The sequence below is a fragment of the Streptomyces fumanus genome, assembly GCF_014655295.1.
In the GTDB taxonomy this organism is placed as follows: Bacteria; Actinomycetota; Actinomycetes; order Streptomycetales; family Streptomycetaceae; genus Streptomyces; species Streptomyces fumanus.
The window spans coordinates 479,391-500,397 of sequence record NZ_BNBI01000005.1 but is presented as its reverse complement, the minus strand read 5'-3'; the positions used below and the strand labels follow the sequence as shown (position 1 = coordinate 500,397).

The 21,007-nt window shown below is 74.5% G+C and carries 23 protein-coding genes; 12 read left to right on the top strand and 11 right to left on the bottom strand.

Going from position 1 to position 21,007, the window contains the following annotated elements; all coding sequences use genetic code 11:
• The first annotated feature begins 111 nt into the window (after positions 1 to 111).
• The 3 genes from IE316_RS14085 to IE316_RS14075 all read left to right on the top strand — a co-directional run bounded on the left by IE316_RS14085 (position 112) and on the right by IE316_RS14075 (position 2,808).
• A complete protein-coding gene (locus IE316_RS14085; RefSeq protein WP_190204614.1) occupies positions 112 to 504 on the top strand; it encodes a YybH family protein in 393 nt (130 codons plus the stop codon).
• Between the two features lie 137 nt (positions 505 to 641).
• Complete coding sequence (locus tag IE316_RS14080) at positions 642 to 2,387, top strand: ankyrin repeat domain-containing protein (protein ID WP_190204613.1); 1,746 nt, start codon at positions 642 to 644, stop codon at positions 2,385 to 2,387.
• A 91-nt stretch (positions 2,388 to 2,478) separates the two neighbouring features.
• A complete protein-coding gene (locus IE316_RS14075; RefSeq protein ID WP_190204612.1) occupies positions 2,479 to 2,808 on the top strand; it encodes a GNAT family N-acetyltransferase in 330 nt (109 codons plus the stop codon).
• A 98-nt stretch (positions 2,809 to 2,906) separates the two neighbouring features.
• On the opposite strand, the gene htpG is transcribed toward IE316_RS14075, so the two are convergent.
• Positions 2,907 to 4,808 (bottom strand): molecular chaperone HtpG, encoded by a 1,902-nt coding sequence (htpG, locus tag IE316_RS14070; RefSeq protein ID WP_190204611.1) that lies wholly within the window; start codon positions 4,806 to 4,808, stop codon positions 2,907 to 2,909.
• A gap of 173 nt (positions 4,809 to 4,981) precedes the next feature.
• Positions 4,982 to 6,385 (bottom strand): DHA2 family efflux MFS transporter permease subunit, encoded by a 1,404-nt coding sequence (locus tag IE316_RS14065; RefSeq protein WP_229910389.1) that lies wholly within the window; start codon positions 6,383 to 6,385, stop codon positions 4,982 to 4,984.
• 169 nt (positions 6,386 to 6,554) lie between these two features.
• Between IE316_RS14065 and IE316_RS14060 the strand changes: the two genes are divergently transcribed.
• The gene (locus tag IE316_RS14060; protein WP_190204609.1) at positions 6,555 to 6,986 is read left to right on the top strand and encodes a MarR family winged helix-turn-helix transcriptional regulator; all 432 of its coding nucleotides are present in this window, start codon (positions 6,555 to 6,557) and stop codon (positions 6,984 to 6,986) included.
• A gap of 20 nt (positions 6,987 to 7,006) precedes the next feature.
• Here IE316_RS14060 and IE316_RS14055 read toward each other — a convergent pair whose 3' ends face one another.
• Together IE316_RS14055 and IE316_RS14050 are read right to left on the bottom strand one after the other, a co-directional pair.
• Complete coding sequence (locus IE316_RS14055; protein WP_190204608.1) at positions 7,007 to 8,338, bottom strand: APC family permease; 1,332 nt, start codon at positions 8,336 to 8,338, stop codon at positions 7,007 to 7,009.
• A 43-nt stretch (positions 8,339 to 8,381) separates the two neighbouring features.
• On the bottom strand, positions 8,382 to 8,966 hold the full coding sequence (locus IE316_RS14050) for a cysteine hydrolase family protein (protein ID WP_190204607.1): 585 nt from the start codon (positions 8,964 to 8,966) through the stop codon (positions 8,382 to 8,384).
• A gap of 155 nt (positions 8,967 to 9,121) precedes the next feature.
• On the opposite strand from IE316_RS14050, the gene IE316_RS14045 reads away from it, so the two are divergent.
• Positions 9,122 to 10,114, top strand: a complete 993-nt coding sequence (locus IE316_RS14045; RefSeq protein ID WP_190204606.1) for a GlxA family transcriptional regulator — start codon at positions 9,122 to 9,124, stop codon at positions 10,112 to 10,114.
• Between the two features lie 12 nt (positions 10,115 to 10,126).
• Here IE316_RS14045 and IE316_RS14040 read toward each other — a convergent pair whose 3' ends face one another.
• The 4 genes from IE316_RS14040 to IE316_RS14025 are packed head-to-tail and all read right to left on the bottom strand — an operon-like array spanning position 10,127 to position 13,504.
• Positions 10,127 to 11,131, bottom strand: a complete 1,005-nt coding sequence (locus tag IE316_RS14040; protein ID WP_190204605.1) for a DUF2891 domain-containing protein — start codon at positions 11,129 to 11,131, stop codon at positions 10,127 to 10,129.
• Positions 11,131 to 11,775 (bottom strand): pyroglutamyl-peptidase I, encoded by a 645-nt coding sequence (gene pcp, locus IE316_RS14035; RefSeq protein ID WP_190204604.1) that lies wholly within the window; start codon positions 11,773 to 11,775, stop codon positions 11,131 to 11,133. The genes IE316_RS14040 and pcp overlap by 1 nt, the downstream gene beginning before the upstream one ends.
• 38 nt (positions 11,776 to 11,813) lie before the next feature.
• Positions 11,814 to 12,788 carry a DUF979 domain-containing protein gene (locus tag IE316_RS14030; RefSeq protein WP_190204603.1) on the bottom strand — a complete coding sequence of 325 codons (975 nt, stop codon included), beginning with the start codon at positions 12,786 to 12,788 and terminating at the stop codon, positions 11,814 to 11,816.
• Entirely contained in the window at positions 12,785 to 13,504 is a 720-nt protein-coding gene (locus IE316_RS14025) for a DUF969 domain-containing protein (protein WP_190204602.1), read from the bottom strand. The genes IE316_RS14030 and IE316_RS14025 overlap by 4 nt, the downstream gene beginning before the upstream one ends.
• Before the next feature lie 262 nt (positions 13,505 to 13,766).
• On the opposite strand from IE316_RS14025, the gene IE316_RS14020 reads away from it, so the two are divergent.
• The 7 genes from IE316_RS14020 (at position 13,767) to IE316_RS35945 (ending at position 18,068) form a co-directional block, all read left to right on the top strand.
• Positions 13,767 to 14,519 carry a LamB/YcsF family protein gene (locus IE316_RS14020; RefSeq protein WP_190204601.1) on the top strand — a complete coding sequence of 251 codons (753 nt, stop codon included), beginning with the start codon at positions 13,767 to 13,769 and terminating at the stop codon, positions 14,517 to 14,519.
• Entirely contained in the window at positions 14,516 to 15,247 is a 732-nt protein-coding gene (locus IE316_RS14015; RefSeq protein ID WP_190204600.1) for a 5-oxoprolinase subunit B family protein, read from the top strand. The genes IE316_RS14020 and IE316_RS14015 overlap by 4 nt, the downstream gene beginning before the upstream one ends.
• Positions 15,244 to 16,101: a 5-oxoprolinase subunit C family protein gene (locus tag IE316_RS14010; RefSeq protein WP_190204599.1), complete on the top strand. Its 858-nt coding sequence runs from the start codon at positions 15,244 to 15,246 to the stop codon at positions 16,099 to 16,101. Before IE316_RS14015 ends, IE316_RS14010 begins: the two co-directional genes overlap by 4 nt.
• A gap of 117 nt (positions 16,102 to 16,218) precedes the next feature.
• Complete coding sequence (locus IE316_RS14005) at positions 16,219 to 16,587, top strand: Tat pathway signal sequence domain protein (RefSeq protein WP_190204598.1); 369 nt, start codon at positions 16,219 to 16,221, stop codon at positions 16,585 to 16,587.
• Positions 16,584 to 17,219: a class F sortase gene (locus IE316_RS14000; RefSeq protein ID WP_190204597.1), complete on the top strand. Its 636-nt coding sequence runs from the start codon at positions 16,584 to 16,586 to the stop codon at positions 17,217 to 17,219. The genes IE316_RS14005 and IE316_RS14000 overlap by 4 nt, the downstream gene beginning before the upstream one ends.
• Positions 17,216 to 17,707 carry an RNA polymerase sigma factor gene (locus IE316_RS13995; protein ID WP_190204596.1) on the top strand — a complete coding sequence of 164 codons (492 nt, stop codon included), beginning with the start codon at positions 17,216 to 17,218 and terminating at the stop codon, positions 17,705 to 17,707. The genes IE316_RS14000 and IE316_RS13995 overlap by 4 nt, the downstream gene beginning before the upstream one ends.
• Positions 17,691 to 18,068: a hypothetical protein gene (locus tag IE316_RS35945; protein ID WP_190204595.1), complete on the top strand. Its 378-nt coding sequence runs from the start codon at positions 17,691 to 17,693 to the stop codon at positions 18,066 to 18,068. Before IE316_RS13995 ends, IE316_RS35945 begins: the two co-directional genes overlap by 17 nt.
• A gap of 15 nt (positions 18,069 to 18,083) precedes the next feature.
• Here IE316_RS35945 and IE316_RS13985 read toward each other — a convergent pair whose 3' ends face one another.
• The 3 genes from IE316_RS13985 to IE316_RS13975 are packed head-to-tail and all read right to left on the bottom strand — an operon-like array spanning position 18,084 to position 20,987.
• Positions 18,084 to 19,328, bottom strand: a complete 1,245-nt coding sequence (locus IE316_RS13985) for a kynureninase (RefSeq protein WP_190204594.1) — start codon at positions 19,326 to 19,328, stop codon at positions 18,084 to 18,086.
• Positions 19,325 to 20,161, bottom strand: a complete 837-nt coding sequence (locus IE316_RS13980; RefSeq protein ID WP_190204593.1) for an alpha/beta hydrolase family protein — start codon at positions 20,159 to 20,161, stop codon at positions 19,325 to 19,327. The genes IE316_RS13985 and IE316_RS13980 overlap by 4 nt, the downstream gene beginning before the upstream one ends.
• Positions 20,151 to 20,987, bottom strand: coding sequence for a tryptophan 2,3-dioxygenase (locus IE316_RS13975; protein ID WP_190204592.1), 837 nt, complete (start codon positions 20,985 to 20,987; stop codon positions 20,151 to 20,153). Before IE316_RS13975 ends, IE316_RS13980 begins: the two co-directional genes overlap by 11 nt.
• Positions 20,988 to 21,007 lie beyond the last annotated feature (20 nt).

Sequence of the window (21,007 nt, the reverse complement as noted above, 5' to 3'; positions counted from 1 at the left end):
ATCTGTTGGACTTCTGATCGTCGGGCGCCGACGCTGGGAGGCACAGAGCACCGTGCACGGTGCGGCGAGCACCGTGCACGGGCACGGAGCCCGTCACGTCAGGAGCACGTCATGCCGGAGTACGAGAAGGCCATGCGGCCCGAGGATCTCACCCGTCTGTTCGTCGAGCGGTCCAACGCCGGTGACGCGGCCGGGGTCGCCGCCCTCTACGAGGAGGACGCGGTGCTGGCCTATCCGCCGGGAAGCCGGACGGTGGGCCGGGAGGCGATCCGCGCGCTGTGGGAGAAGGTTCTGGCCGACCGCCCGCGCTTCGAGCCGGAGCCGCCGCTGCCGACGCTGGTCAGCGGCGACATCGCCCTCACCGCCACCCCGCCGAAGGACGGCAGCGGGGCCCGCGCGCAGGTGGTCCGGCGCCAGCCCGACGGAAGCTGGCTCCGCCTCCTGGACCAGCCCGAGTTCACCCCGCCCGGGGCCTCGGGCCCTTCCGGTCCGACGGGCCGGTGAACCGGCCGGGAGGGCCGGCGGTCCGTGCCGCGGGTGCTCAGCGGCCGGCCTCGCACCGGCCGCTTTCCAGGAAGTACCGCACGCGTCCGGGGTGTTGTCGTCCTCGCGTTGTCAGTGGGGCGTGCCAGGCTCGGGGCATGGGATTCTTCGATGATCTGGTGCTGGCGGAGGAACCGGTCGGCGAGCGGCCCGTGACGGCCCAACTGAGGCCGCCGGGCCCCGACGAGGGGACGTACTCCCCTCCCGTCGACCGCTTCGCGCCCGCCCTGCTGCCGCGGCACGATGTGGCCGGTGCCGGCCCGGAGACCCGGGTGCTGGTCACGGGCTGGTCGGTGTGGCCGCGGTCGGTCACCTTGCACCTCGCGGTGTTCCGCAAGGTCCGCCGGCAGTCCGCGCCGAGGGGACGGCAGTCCGGCCTCCGGGTGGGGCTGCTCCTCGCCGACGGCCGGCGGGTCACCTCGCTGGACGGCACGGTCACGCGCGCCGTCCTGATCGCCGGCCCGGCCGGGACGGCGGCGACGGAGCAGGCGGTCGGGCTGATCCCGCTCGATCCGGGCCTGCACCACGCGCACCGCTCCCTGTTCAAGACCGACGTCGACCTGTATCTGCCGGAGCTGCCGCCCCTCGGGGAGACCGAGCTGGTCGTCGAGTGGCCGGACGAGGGGATACCCGAGACCCGCACCCCGGTCGACGCGGTGGCCCTGCACACCGCGGCGGGCCGGGCGGTGGAGGTGTGGCCGGGGCTCGCGGAACCGGAGCCGGACGACCGGCTGGGCTGGTTCGCCACGATGGAGATGAGCGGCCCGCCGGGATTCCTCGCCCCGCCGCTGACCCGGGAGCAGCAAGAGGCGGTACGGCGTGCGGAGGAGGCCCGGCAGCGCTATGTGCCGCGGGCCGACTGGTCGGGCCTGGCCTCCCAGGACTGGGCGGACGCGGCCCTGGTCCGGGCCCGGCTGGACGGCGGCGCTCCGCCGTCCGCCGCCGTCGGGTGGCGTGCCGCCACGCCGCTGCACCTGGCGGCGGGGGAGGGCGCGGTGGAGGCGGTGTCGGCCGTGCTGGCGCGGGGCGCGGAGGTCGACGCCCGCGACGAGGAGGGCCACACCCCGCTGTGGTACGCCGTGCGGAGCATGGACGCGGACACGGTCCGCGCGCTGATCGCCGCCGGGGCGGACGTGTGGACGCCGCAGTCGGAGCGCTGGTCGCCGGGCCGGCTGCTGCTGACCACCCCGCTCGCGCCCCTGGTGCGGGACCTGCCGGGGGCCGTGGAGCTGTCCGCCGGGGAGGCTGCCGCGGTGGCGGCCGCGGACGCGCTGATCGCGGCCTTCGGCGAGGAGCCGCTGTGGACGGAGGGGCTCGGGATCTGCTTCGTGCGGGGGCTGGCCGAGGACGAGGTGATCCGGCGGCTCGGCGCCGACCCGGCGCGCTGCTCCGTGGCCGATGAGGAGGACGCGTCCTTCGACCCGGACGACTACGAGGAGTCCCTGCGCCATGTGGGCGTGCTCGGTGTGGCCGGCGACCCGGGCGGCTGTGTGCTCACCCAGGACGGGTACCTGCCGAGCGACGACGGCGTGCTGCGCGCGATATCGGCGGGCACCGCGGCCTACGGGGTGTACTTCAACCCCAAGGGCGGGACCTTCGGGACGCTGGCCCGGGACGGCGAGATCGTCGCCCGTGACGAGATCGGCATCGGCCCGCACGCCTCGGACCCGGACGCGTACTGGACGTTCCGGTTCTGGCAGCGCCGACCCGCCTTCCCGTACGGCGCCGACCTGCTCGCCTACGCCTGTGCCGCGGCCGGGCTGCGGATCACGGACGGCAGGGGGGCCGCCGACCGGCACGGGCCGCGGCGCTGGGTGCCGCTGCCCGCGCGGCTGGTGCGCTGAGCGGCGCGGCCCCGGGCGCGCACCGGCAAGCCGGCCCGCCCCGGCGGGTTACGCTCGGGCCCGTCGCCCCGTCCGATCACAGGAGTGCCCCATGACCACGCCCACCGCCTCCGACCGCAGCCAGGTGGAGGTCGTCGATGTCCCCGAGTCCTCCCGCTTCGAAGTACGCGTCGACGGGCGCACGGTGGGCCTCGCCGACTATCTGCGGACCCGGGAGCTGGTGGTGTACCCGCACACGGAGGTCGACGAGGCGTACAACGGCATGGGGCTGGGCTCCGCCCTGGCGCGGGCCGTCCTGGACGACGCCCGTGAGCGGGGCCTGCCGGTGCTGGCCACCTGCCCGTTCATCGCGGGCTGGATGGCCCGGCACCCCGAGTACCGCGACCTCGCCTACCAGAACCGCAGCCGGGTCGCGGACTGACGGGCACGGTCACGGTCGCCGGGCCGGGGCGGGCGGCGGACAGGCCGGGTCGGCGGGGCCGGGCGCCGGTGTTCTCGCCGGCGCCCGGCGGCGCGCGGTTACAGGGACCGCTCCAGGCGGTCCGCCATCAGCTTCACGAACCGGGTCGGCTCCTTGGGCTGGCCGCCCTCCGCGAGCACCGCCAGGCCGTACAGCAGCTCGGCGGTGTCGGCGAGGGCGTCCCGGTCCTCGCGCTCCTTGTACGCCTGGTTGAGGCCCTTGACCAACTGGTGGTCCGGGTTCAGCTCCAGGATCCGCTTGAACGCGGGCACCTCCTGGCCCATCGCCCGGTACATGTTCTCCAGCGCCGGGGTCAGGTCGCCGGTGTCGGAGACGACACAGGCCGGGGAGACGGTGAGCCGGGAGGACAGGCGGACCTCCTTGACGTCCTCGGCCAGCTTCTCCTTCATCCAGTCGAGCAGCCCGGAGTACTCCTCCGTCCGCTTCTCCCGGTCCTCCTCGGTGCCGTCCTCGTCCTTGGCGCCGAGGTCGATCTGCCCCTTGGCGACGGACCGCAGCTTCTTGCCCTCGAACTCGCCGACGGCGTCGGCCCACACCTCGTCGACGGCGTCGGTGAGCAGCAGCACCTCGATGCCCCGGTCCCGGAACGCCTCCATGTGCGGGGAGTTCTCGATGGCCTGCCGGGACTCGCCGGCCAGGTAGTAGATGTCCTCCTGGCCCTCCTTCATCCGCGCCACGTAGTCCTTGAGCGTGGTGAGTTCGGACTCGTGGCGCGTGCTCGCGAACGACGCGACGGCGAGGATGGCGTCCCGGTTCTCCGGGTCGGTGACCAGGCCCTCCTTCACGGCGGTGCCGAACTCCCGCCAGAACGTGGCGTAGCGGTCCTGGTCCTTGGTCATCAGGTCCTTGACCGTGGAGAGGACCTTCTTGGTCAGCCGACGCCGCATCATCTCGATGTGCCGGTCCTGCTGGAGGATCTCGCGGGAGACGTTGAGCGAGAGGTCGGCCGCGTCGACGACACCCTTGACGAAGCGGAGGTACGGCGGCAGCAGCGCCTCGCACTCGTCCATGATCAGCACGCGCTTGACGTAGAGCTGCAGGCCCCGGCGGTACTCCCGGGTGAACAGGTCGTGGGGCGCGTGCTCGGGCAGGAACAGCAGGGCCTGGTACTCGAAGGTGCCCTCCGCCTGGAGCCGGATCGTCTCCAGCGGGTCGCGCCAGTCGTGGCCGATGTGCTTGTACAGCTCGTGGTACTCGTCGTCGGTGACCTCGTCGCGGGGCCGCGCCCACAGCGCCTTCATCGAGTTGAGGGTCTCGGGCTCGGGGGCCTGGTCGCCCTCGGCGGGCTTCTCGGGCACCATCCGGACGGGCCAGGTGATGAAGTCCGAGTACCGCTTGATGATCTCCCTGATCTTCCAGGGGGCGGTGTAGTCGTGGAGCTGGTTCTCCGGGTCGGCGGGCTTCAGGTGCAGGGTGACCGAGGTGCCCTGCGGCGCGTCGTCGACCGTCTCCAGCGTGTACGTGCCCTCGCCGCGCGAGGTCCAGCGGGTGCCCTGGGTCTCGCCGGCCCGCCGGGTCAGCAGGGTGACCTCGTCGGCCACCATGAAACCGGAGTAGAAGCCGACGCCGAACTGGCCGATGAGCCCTTCGGCGTTCTGCGCGTCCTGGGACTCCTTCAGCTCCTGGAGGAACTTGGCGGTGCCCGAGTTGGCGATGGTGCCGATGAGCTGCCCGACCTCGTCGTACGACATCCCGATGCCGTTGTCCCGCACCGTGAGGGTACGGGCGTCCTTGTCGGTCTCGATCTCGATGTGCAGGTCGGAGACGTCGGCGTCGAGGGAGTCGTCCCGCAGCTTCTCCAGGCGGAGCTTGTCGAGCGCGTCGGAGGCGTTGGAGACGAGTTCCCGCAGGAAGACGTCCTTGTTCGAGTAGACCGAGTGGATCATCAGCTTCAGTAGCTGACGGGCCTCTACCTGGAACTCATGCGTTTCCGTCGGCATGGTCGCGGATACCTCACAGGTCCTGTCGCCGGAACTGACCGGAGACACTTTATCGTCACAGGTCGTACGCCCTCAGCCACAGTTCCCGGGTGAGAACGGGCCAGAGCCTGCCGCCCTGCCGGGGCAGCCGCGTGCCGCCGCGCGGCTTCGGCTCCGGCGGCGCGGCGGTGCGGTCAGGAGTCCACCGGCTGCCCCCGGCCGCGGAAGCGGGCGGGGCGGGCGGGGGCGGTGGCCGTGCCGCCGCGGGCGGCGGCGCGGGCGGGGCCGTCGGGGAGGGTGAAGGCGAAGACGGCGGTCACCGCGGCGAGCGCGGCGAGCACGAGGTAGGCGTGCTGGTAGGCGGAGACGGGCGGGTCGGCGGCGGCCGCCGCCGGGGTGCCCAGGACCAGGGCGGTGGTCACCATGGCCGGGGCGAGCGCGCCGCCGGTCTGCCGGACGACGGTGTTCAGGGTGGTGGCCTGGGGCAGGTCCGAGCGGTCGACGGTGGCCAGGGAGGCCACCGTGGTGGGTATGAAGAAGCAGCCCATGGCGAGGCCGAGCAGGAACATGTAGGCGCGGAAGGTCCAGGGGCCGGTGTCCGCGTCGCAGGTGGCGAAGGCCAGCAGCACGGCGCAGACGCCGGTCATGCCGCAGCCGACGATGATCCGGGGACCTATGCGGGCGTAGAGCACGCCGACGACCTGGACGGTCAGCAGGACGCCGAACGCCTCGGGGAAGGTGGCCAGGCCGGACTCGGAGGCGGTGCGGCCCTGGGCCTGCTGGAGGAAGAGCGGGCCGAGGTACATGGCGCCGAGGATGGGGATCAGGCCGACCAGGTTGAGCAGGTTGGTGTCCCGGAACAGCCGGTCGGCGAAGAGCCGCAGCTTCAGCAGCGGTTCGCCGACGCGCAGTTGCTGGACGACGGCGGCGGTGAGCAGGACGGCTCCGAGGGCCAGCGCGGTGACGACGGCGGCCGAGGACCAGCCCCGGTTGGGGCCTTCGCAGACGCCGAACATGACGGTGCCCAGTGCCGCCGCGCTGAGCAGCAGCCCGGTCAGGTCGAAGCGCCCCGGCCGGCCGCCGTGGTGCCCGGCGAGGAACAGCGCGCCGAACACCACGGCCGGCAGGCCCACCGGCACGTTGACGTAGAACACCCACCGCCAGGAGAGGTGGTCCACCAGCAGGCCGCCCAGGATCGGGGCGGCGGCCGGGGCGATCTGCTGCGGGACGATCATGTAGCGGGAGACCCGCACCTGCTCGGCGGGGGTGAACGTGCCGAACAGCAGCGCCGCCGAGGCGGGCAGCAGCAGCCCGGCGGACAGGCCCTGCACCGCGCGGTAGACGACGAGCACGCCGAGGCCGGCCGCCGAGCCGCACAGCGCGGAGGAGACCAGGAACCCGACGAGGGCGGTGAGCAGGACGCGTTTGCCGCCGAACCGCTCGACCAGCCAGGCGGAGGCGGGTATCGCCATCGCCAGGCAGACCGGGTAGACCACGACCACCCCGTCCAGGGCGGCCGTCGTCAGGTCGAACTGCCGGGCGATCGACGGGAGGGCCACGGTGGTGATCGCGCCGTCGACGATGGCGATGAACGTCACGCAGACGCAGACCACCGGGACGACCAGGCGCTGGCTGAGACGGAGCGGCAGGGCAGACAGCACGGAGGAGTGACGTCGGCGCATGTGCTGAGCATACACACTATGTGCGTACTCATAGAATGGGTTCCGACCGGCACGGAGAGACGCGACCACGGGACGGGGACACGCCATGGCGGTACAGGGCAGCAGCGACATCCTGATCGACGAGCTGTACGAGACGACGAACGGGCTGCGGCAGTTCGTGGAGGCCCGGCTGCGGGAGAAGGGCGCGTCGGTGGCCCGGCTGCGGGCGCTGCGCATGCTGGCCCGGGCCGAACAGCCGCTGCGGATGCGGGACCTGAGCGAGATGGCGGGCATCGCGGCGCGGACCGCGACCAGCATCGTCGACAGTCTGGAACGGGACGGCCTGGTGGAGCGGGTGCGTCACCCGCACGACCGGCGGGCGTTCCTGCTGCGCCTCACCCCGGAGGGGGTGCGCTGCCACCGCGAGGCCGAGGAGGTCGACCGGCTGGCGCTGGCCGAGGCGACGGCGGCCCTGGACGCGGAGGAGCGCGAGCAGTTGCGTACCCTGCTCGCGCGTATCCGGCGGCACACGGCCTGACGGGGGGTGCGGCCGCTCCGTTACGGGGCGGTGCGCCGGCGCCGCAGCGTGGCGACCGCGGCGAGCACCACCCCGGTGGCCAGGACGAGCAGGCCGCGCAGCCAGACCTCGGCCTCGATCTGGGTGGCCAGCGCGACACAGGACGCGGCGCCCAGCACGGGGAGCACCGTCGGGGCGCGGAAGTGATCGCTCTCGCCGGGGTCCCGGCGCAGCACCAGCACGGCGATGTTCACCATGAAGAACACCACCAGGAGCAGCAGCACCAGAGTGGACGCCAGGGTGGCGACATTGCCGGTGAGCGCCAGCAGCATGGCCAGGACGGAGGTGACGGCGATCGCCACCCACGGGGTGCGGCGGCCGGGCAGCACCCGGGCCAGCGGGGCGGGCAGCAGACCGTCGCGGGCCATGCCGTAGGCGAGGCGGGAGGACATGATGCCGGTGAGCAGCGCGCCGTTGGCGACCGCGACGAGGGCGATCGCGCTGAACAGCTTGACCGGCACCCCGCCGGCCTCCTTGACCACCTCCAGCAGCGGACCGCTGGACGCCACCAGGCGGTCGGTGGGGACGGCGGCCGAGGCCGCGATGCCCACCAGCACGTACACGGCGCCGGCGGTGGCGAGCGCGCCGAACAGGGCGCGCGGGTAGGAGCGGCGGGGATCGCGGGTCTCCTCGGCGACGTTCACCGAGGTCTCGAACCCGACGAAGGAGTAGTACGCGAGGACCGAGCCGCTCAGCAGCGCGGCGGCGGCCCCCTTCTCGGGAGTGCCCAGCGAGCCGAGCCGCCCCACGTCGCCGTCGCCGCGCAGCAGCAGCCACGCGCCGAGGGCGACGATGACGAGCAGACCGCCGACCTCGACGACGGTGGCGACCACGTTGGCGCGGGTGGACTCCTTGACGCCGCGGGCGTTGACCAGCGCCAGCAGCGCGAGGAAGACCACGGCGACGAGTGAGACGGGCAGGGTCACGAAGGCGGACAGGTAGTCGCCGCCGAAGCCGCGGGCCAGCGCGGCCACGGAGACGATGCCGGCGGCGAGCATGCAGAAGCCGGCGACGAACCCGGCGAACGGCCCGAAGGCGCGGGTGGCGTAGTGCGAGGCGCCGCCCGCGCGGGGGTACTTCGTGGCCAGCTCGGCGTAGGAGGCCGCGGTGAGCAGGGCGAGCAGCAGCGCGACGGCGAGCGGCGCCCACACCGCTCCCCCGGCGTCGGCGGCCACCTGTCCGACCAGGACGTAGACACCGGCGCCGAGGACGTCGCCCAATATGAAGAAGTAGAGCAGCGGAGTGGTCAGGGCGCGCTTGAGCGCCGGGCCCTCCGGGGCCGCCGTGGGCGGCGGGTTCGTGACTCTTGCCATGCCGCACCAGGTATCCCCGGGCGGCGGGGTTCACGCATGGTGATCAGGTGAGGTCCTTCACCGACCGGACGACGACGCCGTACAGGTCGCCGATGGTGGCGAGGGCGCTCTGGTGGACCTGCCCGGCGGTGAGGTCGGCGTCCGGGGAGCCGAGCGGGCGGGTGGCGCAGGCGTCGGCGACCACGGTGGGCCGGTTGCCGCGCAGGAAGGCGCCCTCGGTGGTGAACAGGACGCACATATGGGTCATGAACCCGGCGATGATCACGTCCTGGTGGCCGGCGGCGTCGACGTGGGTGCCCAGGTCGGTGCCGACGAAGGCGTTGGGCACCTTCTTGACCACGACGGTCTCGCCCTCGGCCGGGGCGAGGCGGGGGTGGATCCGGCCGATCTCGGCGCGGATGTCGTAGAGGCTGCCCTCGCCGCCGTCGTTGATCACGTGGATGACCTTGGTGCCGGCCTCGCGGGCGCGGGCCAGCAGGTCGGCGGCGGAGTCGAGGGCGGCCTGCCAGCCGTCGAGTTCCATGACGCCGCCGACGTAGGTGTTCTGGTAGTCGACGAGGATCAGGGTGGACTCGGCGAGGGTGGCGGGCGTCTCGTCGAAGCCGTTGAGTTCACGCAGGGTGGGCATGGCGGTCTCCCCCAGAGGGCGGTGGTGGCCGGTCCGCGCCGGGTGGCGGGGCCGTGTGAAGAACGCTAGGGCCGCCTCCCCTGTGTCGGCAATGTCGTCTAACCTGCAGATCCGGACATCGCATTTCGCGCTGCCGCCGACCGGACGGAGATCCCGTGAGCACTGCCGGACGCCTCGTCGTCATCGTCCTCTTCGACGGGGTCGACCTGCTCGACGTCACCGGACCGCCGGAGGTGTTCTCCCTGGTGCGCCGCGAGACCGGTGACCCGGCGGCGTACGAGGTGGTGCTGGCCGCCGAGACGGGGGACCCGGTCACCACCGCCGCGGGGGTGCGGGTGCTGCCCGACGCGACCTTCGCGGAGGTGGCGGCGCGCCGGATCGACACCCTGCTGGTGCCCGGCGCGGTGGACATCGACGAGCGGCGCCGGGTGCGGGCGCGCACCGACCCGGCGGTGGTCGACCGGGTGCGCGGGCTCGCCGCCGCCTCCCGGCGGGTGGCCTCGGTGTGCGTCGGGGCGCATGTGCTGGCCGCCGCCGGGCTGCTGGACGGCAAGCGCGCCACCACGCACTGGTCGACCGCGCGCCAACTGGCCGCCGAGCACCCGGAGATCGAGGTCGACGCCGATCCCATCTTCGTGCGGGAGGGCGAGGTGTGGACCGGCGCGGGCATCAGCGCCTGCCTGGACCTCTCCCTCGCCCTGGTCGCCGACGACTTCGGGGAGGCGACCGCGCTGCGGGTCGCCCGGCAGTTGGTGATGTACCTGAAACGGCCCGGCGGGCAGAGCCAGTTCAGCGTGCCCCTCGACCCGGTCTCCCCGACCCGGCGCGTGGAGGACCTGCGCCACCACATCCTGCGCCATCTGCACACCCCGCTCACCGTCGCCGACGTGGCGGCCTACGCGCATGTCAGCGAGCGGCAGCTCACCCGCATCTTCAAGACGGAACTCGGCATGACCCCGGGCGCGTACATCGAGTCCGTCCGGGTCGAGCGGGCCCGCAACCAGCTCGAATCCACCGACGCCACGCTCGAACGCGTCGTCGGCGACTGCGGTTTCGGCACCACCGACACCCTGGTCCGGGCGTTCCGCCGGCGCCTGGGCACGACCCCGACGGAGTACCGGCGCCGCTTCAGGGCCGAGCGGCGGTGACCGGCCCCGGTCCTACGCAGCGTCCAGGGCGAGGGTGGCGAAGGTGGCCAGCCAGTGGTCGGTGGTGAAGTCGCCGCGCCGCACGGCGGGCAGGCCGGCCGCGAGGTGCGCCTCAGCCGCGCCGGCCAGGCGGTCGCGGACCGGGCCGGCCGGGAGGGCGGCGGCCAGGGAGCGCAGCGCCGCCGCCCGGCTGAGGGCGAGGCCGAGCAGATGGCCGATCTGCGGATCGGTGTGGTCGGAGACGACCGGCACCTCCAGCAGCGGGCAGGACTCCCCGGCGGCCAGCGCGGGCAGGAAGCGGTCCAGCCACGGGGCGAACCGCTCGCCCGGCAGCACCCGGCGCATCGCGTCGGCCTCGGTCAGCGCCGGGGACAGGAAGTCCTGCCCGGACGGCTCCCAGTGGGCGGGCGCGTCGTGATCGTCGGCGAACCAGGCCAGCAGCCGTTCCCGTACCGCCCGTTCGGTCGGCTCCGTCAGCAGGCCCGAGTCCAGGGCGAGGCCGAGGGCGAAGGCGCTGTTGGGGTGGTTGCCGTGGCGCACCGGGTAGGTGGCCCTGGGCAGCCAGTCGGCGAGCAGCCGGTCGACGGTGGCGACGGCCGGGGCCAGCGCTCCGGTCCAGCGGGCGCCCGCCGGGCCGCCGTACGCCCGGCACTCGGCGGCGAGCGCGAGCAGCCAGGCCCAGCCGTAGGGCCGCTCGAAGGACGGGTGGTCGCGCAGGTAGGCGGCTTCGGTGGCGAGGTGGCCGGGGGTGAGGTGCCGGTCGAGCACGGCGACGGCCGGTGCGGTGCCGGGCAGCGCGGGGGTGCCGCCGTGCCGGCGCAGCAGCCGGACCAGCAGCCAGTGCATGTGGACCGACGAGTGCCAGTCGTAGGCGCCGTAGAACGCCGGGTGCAGGGTGCGCGGGGCGAGGAGCTCGTCGGGGGTGGTGATCAGGTGGGCCGGGAAGTTGGGGTACTCGCGGGTGATGTTGGCCAGGGCGAGCCGGGCGAAGGGGGCGGCGTGGCGGGCGAGGGTCATCAGTGGGTGGCTCCCTCGGTCACCTTCAGGTCCCGCTCGGTGCGGGCGGCGGCGGTCAGCAGGGCGCGCAGGCCGTGCGCGACGGTGGCGGGCGGCAGCGCGGGCGACTGTCCGTCGGTGACCTGTTCCGGCGCCCAGGGCACGTGTACGAACCCGCCCCGGACGTGCGGGAACTCGGTGGCGATGAGGTGGCCGAGGCCGTAGGCGACGTGGTTGCAGACGAAGGTGCCGGCGGTGTGCGAGAGGGCGGCGGGGACGCCGGCCTCGCGCAGCGCGGCGACGCACGCCTTGACGGGGAGGGTGGAGAAGTAGGCGGCGGGGCCGTCGGGGATCACCGGTTCGTCGATGGGCTGCCGGCCCGCGTTGTCGGGGATGCGCGCGTCGTCGACGTTGATGCCGACGCGTTCGACGGTGACGCCGGGGCGCCCGCCCGCCTGGCCCAGGCAGACCACCAGGTCGGGGCCGGTGGCGCGGAGGGCGTCGCGCAGGACGTCGAGGGACTCGCCGAAGACGCAGGGCAGTTCGACGGCGGTGACGGTGAGCCCGGCGGGCGGTTCGGCGGCCACCAGGGACGCCGCCTGCCAGGACGGGTTCACCCGCTCGCCGCCGAACGGGGCGAAGCCGGTGATGAGGACGCGGGTCACGGCACTTCCTTCACGAAGGTCGGGAGGGCGGGGCGGGCTCAGAAGGCGAAGAACGCCATGATCACGGTGCAGCAGCCGAGGAGCGCGATCCCGGTCGGGAGCTGTGCCTTGATCGGGCCGTACTGGTCCTTCAGTTCGAGCAGGGTGGCCGGGACGATGTTGAAGTTGGCGGCCATGGGGGTGCACAGGGTGCCGCTGAACCCGGCGAGCATGCCGATGGCCAGGACGGCGGGTTCGTTGCCGTGCATCTGCTGGATGAGCACCGGCCAGCCGATCGCCGCGGTCATCACGGGGAACGCGGCGAAGGCGTTGCCCATGATCACGGTGAACAGGAACATGCCGACGCAGTACGCGATCACGGCGAGGTACTTGGAGTCGTCCGGCAGGACGTCGTTCACGATCTCGCCGACCTGGGTGCCGACCCCGGCGGCGGCGAAGATCGAGCCGAGCACGGCCAGGAGCTGGGGCAGCAGCAGGGCGGAGCCCATCGCCTCCAGCATGGAGCGTCCGGAGTGCAGGGGTACGGAGATCTTCTTCTCGCCGGTGACCAGCAGGCCGACGATCAGCGCGGCGACGCATCCGACGCCCAGGCCGAGGAGGGTGGCCTGGCCCTTCTCGAACAGTCCGGAGTCGTCCAGCACGGCGGCGCAGACGATGGCGACCAGCGGGATGGTCAGCGCGGGCAGGAAGATCCTGCTGCCGAGCCGGCGGGCCGACGCCTCGCGCTGTTCGCCGGTGGTGGTGACCGGGACGCCCTTGCCGAGGAAGGTGAACCCGGCGAGCACGATCAGGGCGAGGACGGCGACGCCGAGGGGTTCGGCGGGCAGGGTCCAGCCGTCCTTGCCGGCGGTGGCGTTGGCGACGCCGGTGCCGTAGGGGAAGGTCAGTCCGAGCAGGCCCCAGAACGCGGCGGTGGTCCAGCGCTTGGGGTTGCTGCGGTCGGCGGCCATCTGCGCGGCCATGACGACGAAGACGAGGCCCACCAGCCAGTAGAGCCATTCGACCTTGATCACTTGTCGGTCCCCTCGGGCAGCGGAAGGTCGTGCTCGGCGGCGGCGAGCGCCATCTCGCGCTCCAGGTACCGGTCCAGGAGCAGCAGCCGGGCGCCGTGGATGAGGAAGGCGCAGACGGCGAGCGGGATGGCCCACAGGGCGAGCTGGGTCGGTTCGATGTGCTGCTGGTAGGTGGAGTTCACGAAGCCGGTGATCAGCAGGATCGAGCCGATGGCGATGAAGCAGTCCTCGCCGAAGAAGACGCCCACGGTGTCGGCCGAGGCCGAATAGGAGCGCACCTTCTCGCGCAGCCGGTCGGGCAGCTTGGCACCGGTGGACCGCTCGGCGGCGGCCTCGGCCATGGGCGCGACCAGCGGTCGCACGGTCTGCGCCGGGCCGCCGATGCTGTTCAGGCCGAAGGCCGCGGTGACCTGCCGGACCAGCAGGTAGACGGTGAGGAAGCGGCCGGCGCTGAGCCTGCCGAGCCGGCCGATGAGGTGCCGGGCCTGTTCGCGCAGGCCGTAGCGCTCCAGCAGGCCGATCACCGGGAGCACGAGGGCGAAGACGGTGACCGAGCGGCTGTCGGCGAAGGCCCGGCCGAAGGCCGCGAGGACCTCCTGCGGGCTCATCTTGCCGAGCAGTCCGGTGACGATACCGGCGACGCCCACCACGAGGACGGGATTGCGGCGCGTGACGAATCCGAGGATCACCACGACCACACCGAGAAGAACGATCATTCGGTGGCCTTCTTCAGGCGAGGGGGCAGGACACGATCCGGAAGCTTCGGGATGCGTGGCAGATGCACGGACCCTAAGGGATCGTTGAACGATCTAACAAGGGTGACTTTCGTGACGCCGGACGGACGCGGCTCGTGAACGCCGTGCGGACTCCGGGGAAGGTCCTCGCACATTCCGGGAAAGGCCCTCCCGGCTTCCGGAGGAGTCCCGATACGGCGCCGATCTCTTGTCGGATCGTTCAACGATCGATTACGTTCGGAGCGTGATCGACCTCAACGCAGACCTCGGTGAAGGCTTCGGCCGCTGGACCCTCACCGACGACGACGCCCTGCTCTCCGTCGTCACCAGCGCCAACGTCGCCTGCGGCTTCCACGCGGGCGACCCCTCGGTGATGCGCCGCGTCTGCGCCCTCGCCGCCGAGCGCGGGGTACGGATCGGGGCCCAGGTGTCCTACCGCGACCTGGCCGGCTTCGGGCGCCGCGCCATGGACGTACCGGCCGGTGAACTGGCCGCCGAGGTGGCCTACCAGATCGGCGCGCTCCGGGTGTTCGCCGAGGCGGCCGGCGCCGAGGTGGCGTACGTCAAGCCGCACGGCGCGCTCTACAACCGCACCGTGCACGACGCCGGGCAGGCCCGTGCCGTGGTCGCGGGCGTGAAGCTGGCGGGCGGGGCGCTGCCGGTCCTCGGGCTGCCCGGCTCGCGCCTGCTCGCCGCCGCCGGGGAGGCCGGTCTCACCGGGGTGCCGGAGGCTTTCGCGGACCGCGCCTACACGCCCGGGGGCACCCTCGTCCCGCGCGGCGAGGCGGGCTCCGTGGTGACGGACGGGGACGCGGTGGTGCGGCGGGCGCTGGGGTTCGCGGTGGACGGCACGGTCGAGGCCGTGGACGGGTCGACGGTCGCGGTCGCCGCCCGGTCGCTGTGCGTGCACGGCGACACCCCGGGCGCGGCCCGGATCGCGGCCCGGGTCCGCGAGGCGCTGGAGTCGGCCGGGGTCGGGGTCGGGGCGTTCGCATGACCGGCGACCGGCCGCTCACGGCACGCCCCGCCGGGCGGCACGCGCTGCTCGTCGAGCTGCCCGACGCCGAGGGCACCGCGGCCTTCCACGCGGAGGTACTGCGGCGCCGCGCCGCCGGGACGCTGCCGCCGGTGACGGAGATCGTGCCGGGGGCGCGCACCGTCCTGCTCGACGGCGTGCCCGACCCCGAGGCGCTGGCCCGCCGCCTCACCGACTGGGAGATACCGCCGGTCACGTCCGACGACGGGGACCTCGTGGACATCCCCGTACGGTACGACGGTCCCGACCTGGCCGACGTGGCGGCGCTGTGGGGGGTCGCGCCGCAGGAGGTCGGCGCCCGGCACGCCTCCGTCACCTACCGGGTCGCGTTCTGCGGTTTCGCCCCCGGCTTCGGCTACCTCACCGGACTCCCCCCCGAACTGCACGTGCCCCGTCGTGACACGCCCCGCACCCGGGTGCCGGCCGGGGCGGTGGCGCTGGCCGGGCCGTACAGCGCGGTCTACCCGCGGGCCACGCCGGGCGGCTGGCGATTGATCGGCACCATGCCGGACCCGGGCCCGCTGTGGGACCCGGCGCGGGAACGGGCGGCGCTGCTGACGCCGGGGACGCGGGTGCGGTTCGTGGCGGTGGGGGACGGCGGCCGGGGGGAAGCCGGGACGCCCGACGCGACCGGCACCACCGCGGGTGTCCCCCGCACCCCCGCCTCTCCCGCCGGAGGTGCCGTATGACCGTCAAGCTGACCGTCGTGCGGGCCGGTGCGCTCACCACCGTGCAGGACGAGGGGCGGCGCGGGCACGCGCACCTCGGGGTGCCCCGGTCCGGCGCGCTGGACGCGCCCGCGATGCGGCTCGGCAACCGGCTGCTCGGCAACGATCCCGGGGCCGCCGTCCTGGAGACCACCCTGACCGGCTGCGCCCTGCGGCCCGACCGCGCGGTCGCCGTCGTGGTCGGCGGCGCCCCCTGCCCGGTACGGGTGGACGGGCGTCCGGCGCCCTGGGGCACCCCCGTACGGGTGCCGGCGGGCGCGGTCCTGGACGTCGGGGCGGTGACCTCGGGCGTGCGCGCGTACGTCGCGGTCGCCGGGGGCGTCGCCGTCGACCCGGTGCTGGGCAGCCGCTCCACCGACCTGCTCTCCGGCCTCGGCCCCGCTCCCCTGCGCGACGGGGACGTGCTCCCGCTGGGCGCCCCCGCGCCGGGGCCCGCGGCGCCCGCCGCCGTGCCCTGGCCGGGCCCGCCCGCGGAACTGGTCCTGCCGGTGCGCCCGGGGCCCCGCGCCGACTGGTTCACCCCGGCCGCGCTGCGCACGCTCACCTCGGCGGCCTACCGGGTCTCCCCGCACAGCAACCGCATCGGGCTGCGCACCGAGGGGCCGCCCCTGGAACGGGCGCGGGCCGGGGAACTGCCCAGCGAGGGCATGGTGCTGGGCGCCGTCCAGGTCCCGCCGGACGGCCGTCCGGTGGTCTTCCTGCACGACCACCCCACGACCGGCGGCTACCCGGTCGTCGCGGTCGTCGCGGAACCCGCCCTCGCGGCGGCGGCCCAGGCGGTGGCGGGCACGCCGCTGCGCTTCACCCTCGGCTGACGCGCGGCCCCCCCGGCGGCTTTGCCGTCTCTTTACAACCCGTGCGGGTTCCGCCTCGTCTCTCCGTCCGATCCCCGGTCCGCGCCGCGCGGACCGGCCGACGAGAGAGAGCGACCCATGCGCCGAATCATCCTCAGCGCCGTGACCCTGACGGGAGCCGCCCTGCTGGCGGGCGCCGCGCCGGCCTTCGCCGACGGCCCCTCCCCGGTGCCGTCCGCCGTCCCGGCCTCCGACGCCCCGAGCCCCGGCACCGAGCCCACCAAGGTGCCGTCGCCCGTGGCCACCGTGCCCACCGAGGCGCCGTCGCCCGTGGCCGAGGGGCAGGTCTCCGTCGTGCCCGAGGGCGCTCCCGACACCGGGGTCGCGGAGGACGGGTCGTCCGGGCCGGGCGCGGGGCTGATCGGCGCGGGCTCCGGCGCGGCGCTCGCGGCGGGCGGCGCGGCCCTCGTCGCCGTACGCCGCCGGCGGGCGGCGACCGGGGCATGAGCCGGTTCTCCGGGCGGGCTCTGGCCGTCGCCGCGCTGGCCGTGTCCCTGGCCGGGTGCGGCGGCAGCCCGCCCGAGGGCCGGGCGGACACCGCGCCGCCCGCCCGCTCCTCCCCCTCCCCCGCCGCCACCGCTCCGGCGCGGCCCCTGGAACGTTCGGTCCCGGTCGGTCTGCGGATCCCGGCCATCGGGGTCGACACCCCGGTGCTGCGGCTCGGGCTGGCGCCGGACGGCACGGTCGAGGTGCCGCCGGTCACCGCGCACGACCGGGCGGGCTGGTACGAGCACTCGCCGACCCCGGGCCGGCCGGGGCCCTCGGTGATCCTCGGCCACGTCACGGTCGGCAGCCACGGGGACGGCGTCTTCCGGCACCTCGCGGAGCTGCGCCGGGGCGACCGGATCGAGGCCCGCCTGGAGAACGGCACCACCGCGCGGTTCGCGGTCACCTCCGTACGGACGGTGGCCAAGGCCGAGTTCCCCACGGAGGACGTCTACGGTGACGTGGACCGCCCGGAGCTGCGGCTCATCACCTGCGGCGGCCCGCGCTCCGGCGGCGAGTACCGGGACAACGTCATCGTCTTCGCCGGACCGGCCGCGCCCGGCCGGTCCCCTCACGACCATGGAGAGCGGTGAAACGGTCCCGTGAGCGGGCGGCGTCCGAGCTGTTCGCCGCCCTGTACCCGCGCCTGGCGGGCTGGTGCCGCCGTCTCGTCGACGACGACGGGACGGCCCACGAGATCGCCTCGGAGGCGTTCACCCGGCTCTGGGCGCGCTGGACGGCGGTGGAGGAGCCCCGCGGCTTCCTCTACGTCACCGCCGCCAACCTGGTCCGGGACCACTGGCGCAAGCTGGAGCGCGAGCGCCGGGCGGTGCGCCAGGCCACCGCGGAGGCCGCGGTGGCGCCCCCGCACGAACCGGCCGACCCCTCGGTGCGGATGCTCGTACAGTCGCTGCCGGAGCGGCTGCGGGTGCCGATCCTGCTGCACTACTACGCCGACATGCCGATCCGGGAGGTGTCCGTGCTGACCGGACGCAAGGAAGGGACCGTCAAGGCCGATCTGCACGCGGCCCGCGAACTGCTCCGCGTCCACCTGAGGAGGAGCGTTGACCACACGCCTTGACGACGACCAGGAGCCCGGACGGGACGACGACCCGCTGCTGGTCGTGCTCCGCCCGGACGCCGGCTACCTGAGCCCGCCGCCCGGCCGGTACGAGGCCGTCCGGCGGGCGGCGTCCCGGCGGCGCCTGCTGCGCGCGGCGGCCGGCACCGCGGCGGTCGCGGCCGGGGCGGCCCTGCTCGTCCTGCCGTTCCCGTGGTCCGCCGCCGAGCCCCCCGCCCGTCCGGCGGTCCCCCTGGCCCCGGCCCCCGACCCGCCCGCCCCCGTGCCCCGCTCCGCCACGCCGGTGCCCGCCGAGCCCACGCCGTCCGCGTCGCCCGCCGCCGTCCCGAGCCCCGTGGTCCCGCCCACCGAGGTGCCCTGAGCGGGCAGCGGTGCGTCAGGAGCCGTCGGCGCCCCGGGCGCGGGCGACGTCCCGCAGGCGCAGGACGGCGGTCAGCAGCTCCTGGTGGGTGGTGTAGAGGGCGTTGACGCCGAAGCGCAGCAGGTCGGGTACGCGCATGTCGGCGATCACCCCGTGCTCCGCGAGGGCGGCGGTCAGTGCCCGGGCGCCGGGATGGCGCAGGCTGACCTGGCTGCCGCGGCGGCCCGGGTCGGCCGGGGTGACGGCGGTGAAGCCGAGCGGGGCCAGCAGCTCCTCCGCGCAGCGCAGGAAGAACCCGGTCAGGGAGAGGCTCTTGGCGCGGACCTCGGTGAGGTCGACGCCGTCGAACGCGGTGAGGGCGGCCTCCAGGGCGAGCAGGGACAGGATCGCCGGGGTGCCGACGCGGGCGCGGGCGACACCCGGGGCCGGTGTGTACTGGGGGGCCATGGCGAAGGGGTCGGCGTGGCCGGTCCAGCCGGGCAGCGGCGTCTCCAGCCCGGCGTGGTGGCGCCGGGCCACGTACAGGTAGGCGGGGGCGCCGGGGCCGCCGGAGAGGAACTTGTAGCCGCAGCCGACGGCCAGGTCGACGCCGAGGGAGTCGACGTCCAGGGGCAGGGCACCGGCCGCGTGGCACAGGTCCCACAGCGCGAGCGCACCGGCCTGGTGGGCGGCCCGGGTCAGCGCCCGCATGTCGTACAGCTCGCCGGTGCGGAAGTCGACGGGCGAGTAGCTGACCACGGCGACCCGGTGGCCCTCGGCGTCCAGGAACCCGGGCAGCGCGGCCGGGGGCACCCGGCGGACGTCCAGGCCCCGGCGGCGGGCCACCGCCTCCGCCAGATAGCGGTCGGTGGGGAAGTGCTCCGGGTCGGTGACCAGCAGCGTCCGGCCGGGGCGGAGCGCGGCGGCGGCGTCGAGCGCGGTGAAGAGCTGCACGCTGGTGGAGTCGCCCGCGACCGTCTGGCCGGGCGCGGCCCCGATGAGCGCGCCGATGGCGTCGCCCACCCGCAGGGGCGCCTCCCACCAGCCGTTGGTGTGCCAGGAGGCGATCAGGTCGGTGCCCCACTGGCGGGTCAGCACGTCCCGTACGACGGGGGGCACGGCGGCGGGCAGCGGGCCGAGGGAGTTGCCGTCGAGGTAGACGGTGTCCGGCGGGAGCAGGAAGCGGTCGCGCAGGGCGGCCAGGGGGTCGTCCGCGTCGAGCCGGGCGGCCCGTTCGCGCAGGGCGGCCGGGGCGGTGGGGGCGGCCGGGGCGGTGGTCATCGGGGTGCGGCCTCCTCGCCCGCTCGGTGGGGGAACGCGGCGGCCAGGTCCCGGAGGGTGTCCGCGACCGCGCGGGCGCCGGGCGCTCCGGGTTCGATGAGGGTGTAGTGGCCGGTGCCGGGCAGCACGACCGTGCGCAGGTCGTGGTGGACGGCCGCGTAGTCGGTGAACTGGCTGAGCGGGACCTCCTCGTCGGCGGCGCCGTGCAGCAGCACGGTGGGCACCCCGGTGGTGCCGGCCGCGCGCAGCAGCGTCATCGGGTCGACCTCGGGCAGCCGCCGCTCGAACTCCGCCTCGCCGCCGAGGAGTTGCAGGGCGGCCCCGTCGCTGAGGCCGTCCCGGCGGGTGGCGGTGAGGTCGGTGATCGGCGCGAGGGCGAGCACGCTGGTCGGCAGGGTCCGGGTGTGCCAGCGCGAGCCGGGGGGCAGCAGGCCCCGGGCCGCGCACCACAGCGCCAGGTGCCCGCCCGAGCAGTGACCGGCCAGGACGTACGGGCGGCCCTGGGGCAGGGTGTCCACGATCCGGGCGATGTCGTCGAAGGTCTCGGGGTAGCCGCCCGCGCCGCCGGAGCGGCGGAAGCCGGGCAGCAGCACGTCGAAGCCCTGCCGGGAGAGGTAGGCCGCGAAGGGGGTCAGGTGCATCCGGTCGTAGCGCCAGTAGCCGCCGTGCAGCAGGACGACCAGCGGGGCGCCGGGGTCCTCGGACGGCCAGGCGTCGTACGTCTGGTGGGGGTGGTCGCCGTAGCGGCCGTGCACCGGGGCGAGGACCGGTTTCAGGCTCAGCACCCGGCGTTCCTCCTCGGCCGCGAAGGCGGAGATGGTCCTAGAGGTCACCGCGCACCTCCCACAGTTCGGGGAAGACCGGGCGGGCCGCGCGCCGCTCCAGCCAGGCCAGTCCCGCCGAGCCGGCGCTGCCCGGCTTGGCGCCCATGGCCCGGCGCACCACCAGGACGTGCTCGAACCGCCAGCGGGTGACGAGTTCGGCGATGTCGGTGAGGAGTTCGCCGAGCGTGAGGTGGGGGTGGTGCGGCGGCCCGGCGTAGACCTGCCGCCACACCCGCACCACCCCGGGGTCGGAGGTGTACGGGCTCGTCATGTCCCGCTCCAGGACGTGGCGCGGGACGGGCAGGTCCCGCCGGTGCAGGTAGGCCAGCACCTCGTCGTAGAGGGAGGGTTCGCGGTAGGTCTCGCCGAGCGCCTCGTGGACGGCCGGGTCGCCGCGGTGGGCGCGCAGCATCGCGGCGGACTTGTCGCCGAGGAGGAACTCCATGTGCCGGTACATCGCCGACTGGAACCCCGACGCCTGGCCGAACGCGGCCCGGAAGCCGTTGAACTGGGCCGGGGTCAGCGCGGCGATCGGTGCCCAGGCGGCGCCCAGCGCGGTCAGCGCCCGGCGGCTGCGGGTCAGCGCGTCCAGGGCGGCGTCCAGGTCGTCCTTGGCCAGGGCCACCCGGGCCGCGCGCCACTCGTGCACGATGAGGGTGAACCACAGCTCCATCACCTGGGTGGTGACGAGGAAGCCCATCTCGTCCGGGGCCTCGGTGAGCGGGTGCTGGAGCGAGTTGAGGACCGAGGCGCGCACATAGGTGTCGTAGGGGCTGACGCCCGCGAAGGGCCGGGTCAGGGAGTCGTCCGCGAGCGCGGTCGTGCTGTCGTTCATCGCAACTCCTAGGGGTGCCT

Coding starts and splice junctions, on each gene's coding strand:
- IE316_RS14085 (WP_190204614.1), top strand. CDS start 112: ATGCCGGAGTACGAGAAGGCCATGCGGCCCGAGGATCTCACCCGTCTG.
- IE316_RS14080 (WP_190204613.1), top strand. CDS start 642: ATGGGATTCTTCGATGATCTGGTGCTGGCGGAGGAACCGGTCGGCGAG.
- IE316_RS14075 (WP_190204612.1), top strand. CDS start 2,479: ATGACCACGCCCACCGCCTCCGACCGCAGCCAGGTGGAGGTCGTCGAT.
- htpG (WP_190204611.1), bottom strand. CDS start 4,808: ATGCCGACGGAAACGCATGAGTTCCAGGTAGAGGCCCGTCAGCTACTG.
- IE316_RS14060 (WP_190204609.1), top strand. CDS start 6,555: ATGGCGGTACAGGGCAGCAGCGACATCCTGATCGACGAGCTGTACGAG.
- IE316_RS14055 (WP_190204608.1), bottom strand. CDS start 8,338: ATGGCAAGAGTCACGAACCCGCCGCCCACGGCGGCCCCGGAGGGCCCG.
- IE316_RS14050 (WP_190204607.1), bottom strand. CDS start 8,966: ATGCCCACCCTGCGTGAACTCAACGGCTTCGACGAGACGCCCGCCACC.
- IE316_RS14040 (WP_190204605.1), bottom strand. CDS start 11,131: ATGACCCTCGCCCGCCACGCCGCCCCCTTCGCCCGGCTCGCCCTGGCC.
- IE316_RS14025 (WP_190204602.1), bottom strand. CDS start 13,504: ATGATCGTTCTTCTCGGTGTGGTCGTGGTGATCCTCGGATTCGTCACG.
- IE316_RS14015 (WP_190204600.1), top strand. CDS start 14,516: ATGACCGGCGACCGGCCGCTCACGGCACGCCCCGCCGGGCGGCACGCG.
- IE316_RS14010 (WP_190204599.1), top strand. CDS start 15,244: ATGACCGTCAAGCTGACCGTCGTGCGGGCCGGTGCGCTCACCACCGTG.
- IE316_RS14005 (WP_190204598.1), top strand. CDS start 16,219: ATGCGCCGAATCATCCTCAGCGCCGTGACCCTGACGGGAGCCGCCCTG.
- IE316_RS14000 (WP_190204597.1), top strand. CDS start 16,584: ATGAGCCGGTTCTCCGGGCGGGCTCTGGCCGTCGCCGCGCTGGCCGTG.
- IE316_RS13985 (WP_190204594.1), bottom strand. CDS start 19,328: ATGACCACCGCCCCGGCCGCCCCCACCGCCCCGGCCGCCCTGCGCGAA.
- IE316_RS13975 (WP_190204592.1), bottom strand. CDS start 20,987: ATGAACGACAGCACGACCGCGCTCGCGGACGACTCCCTGACCCGGCCC.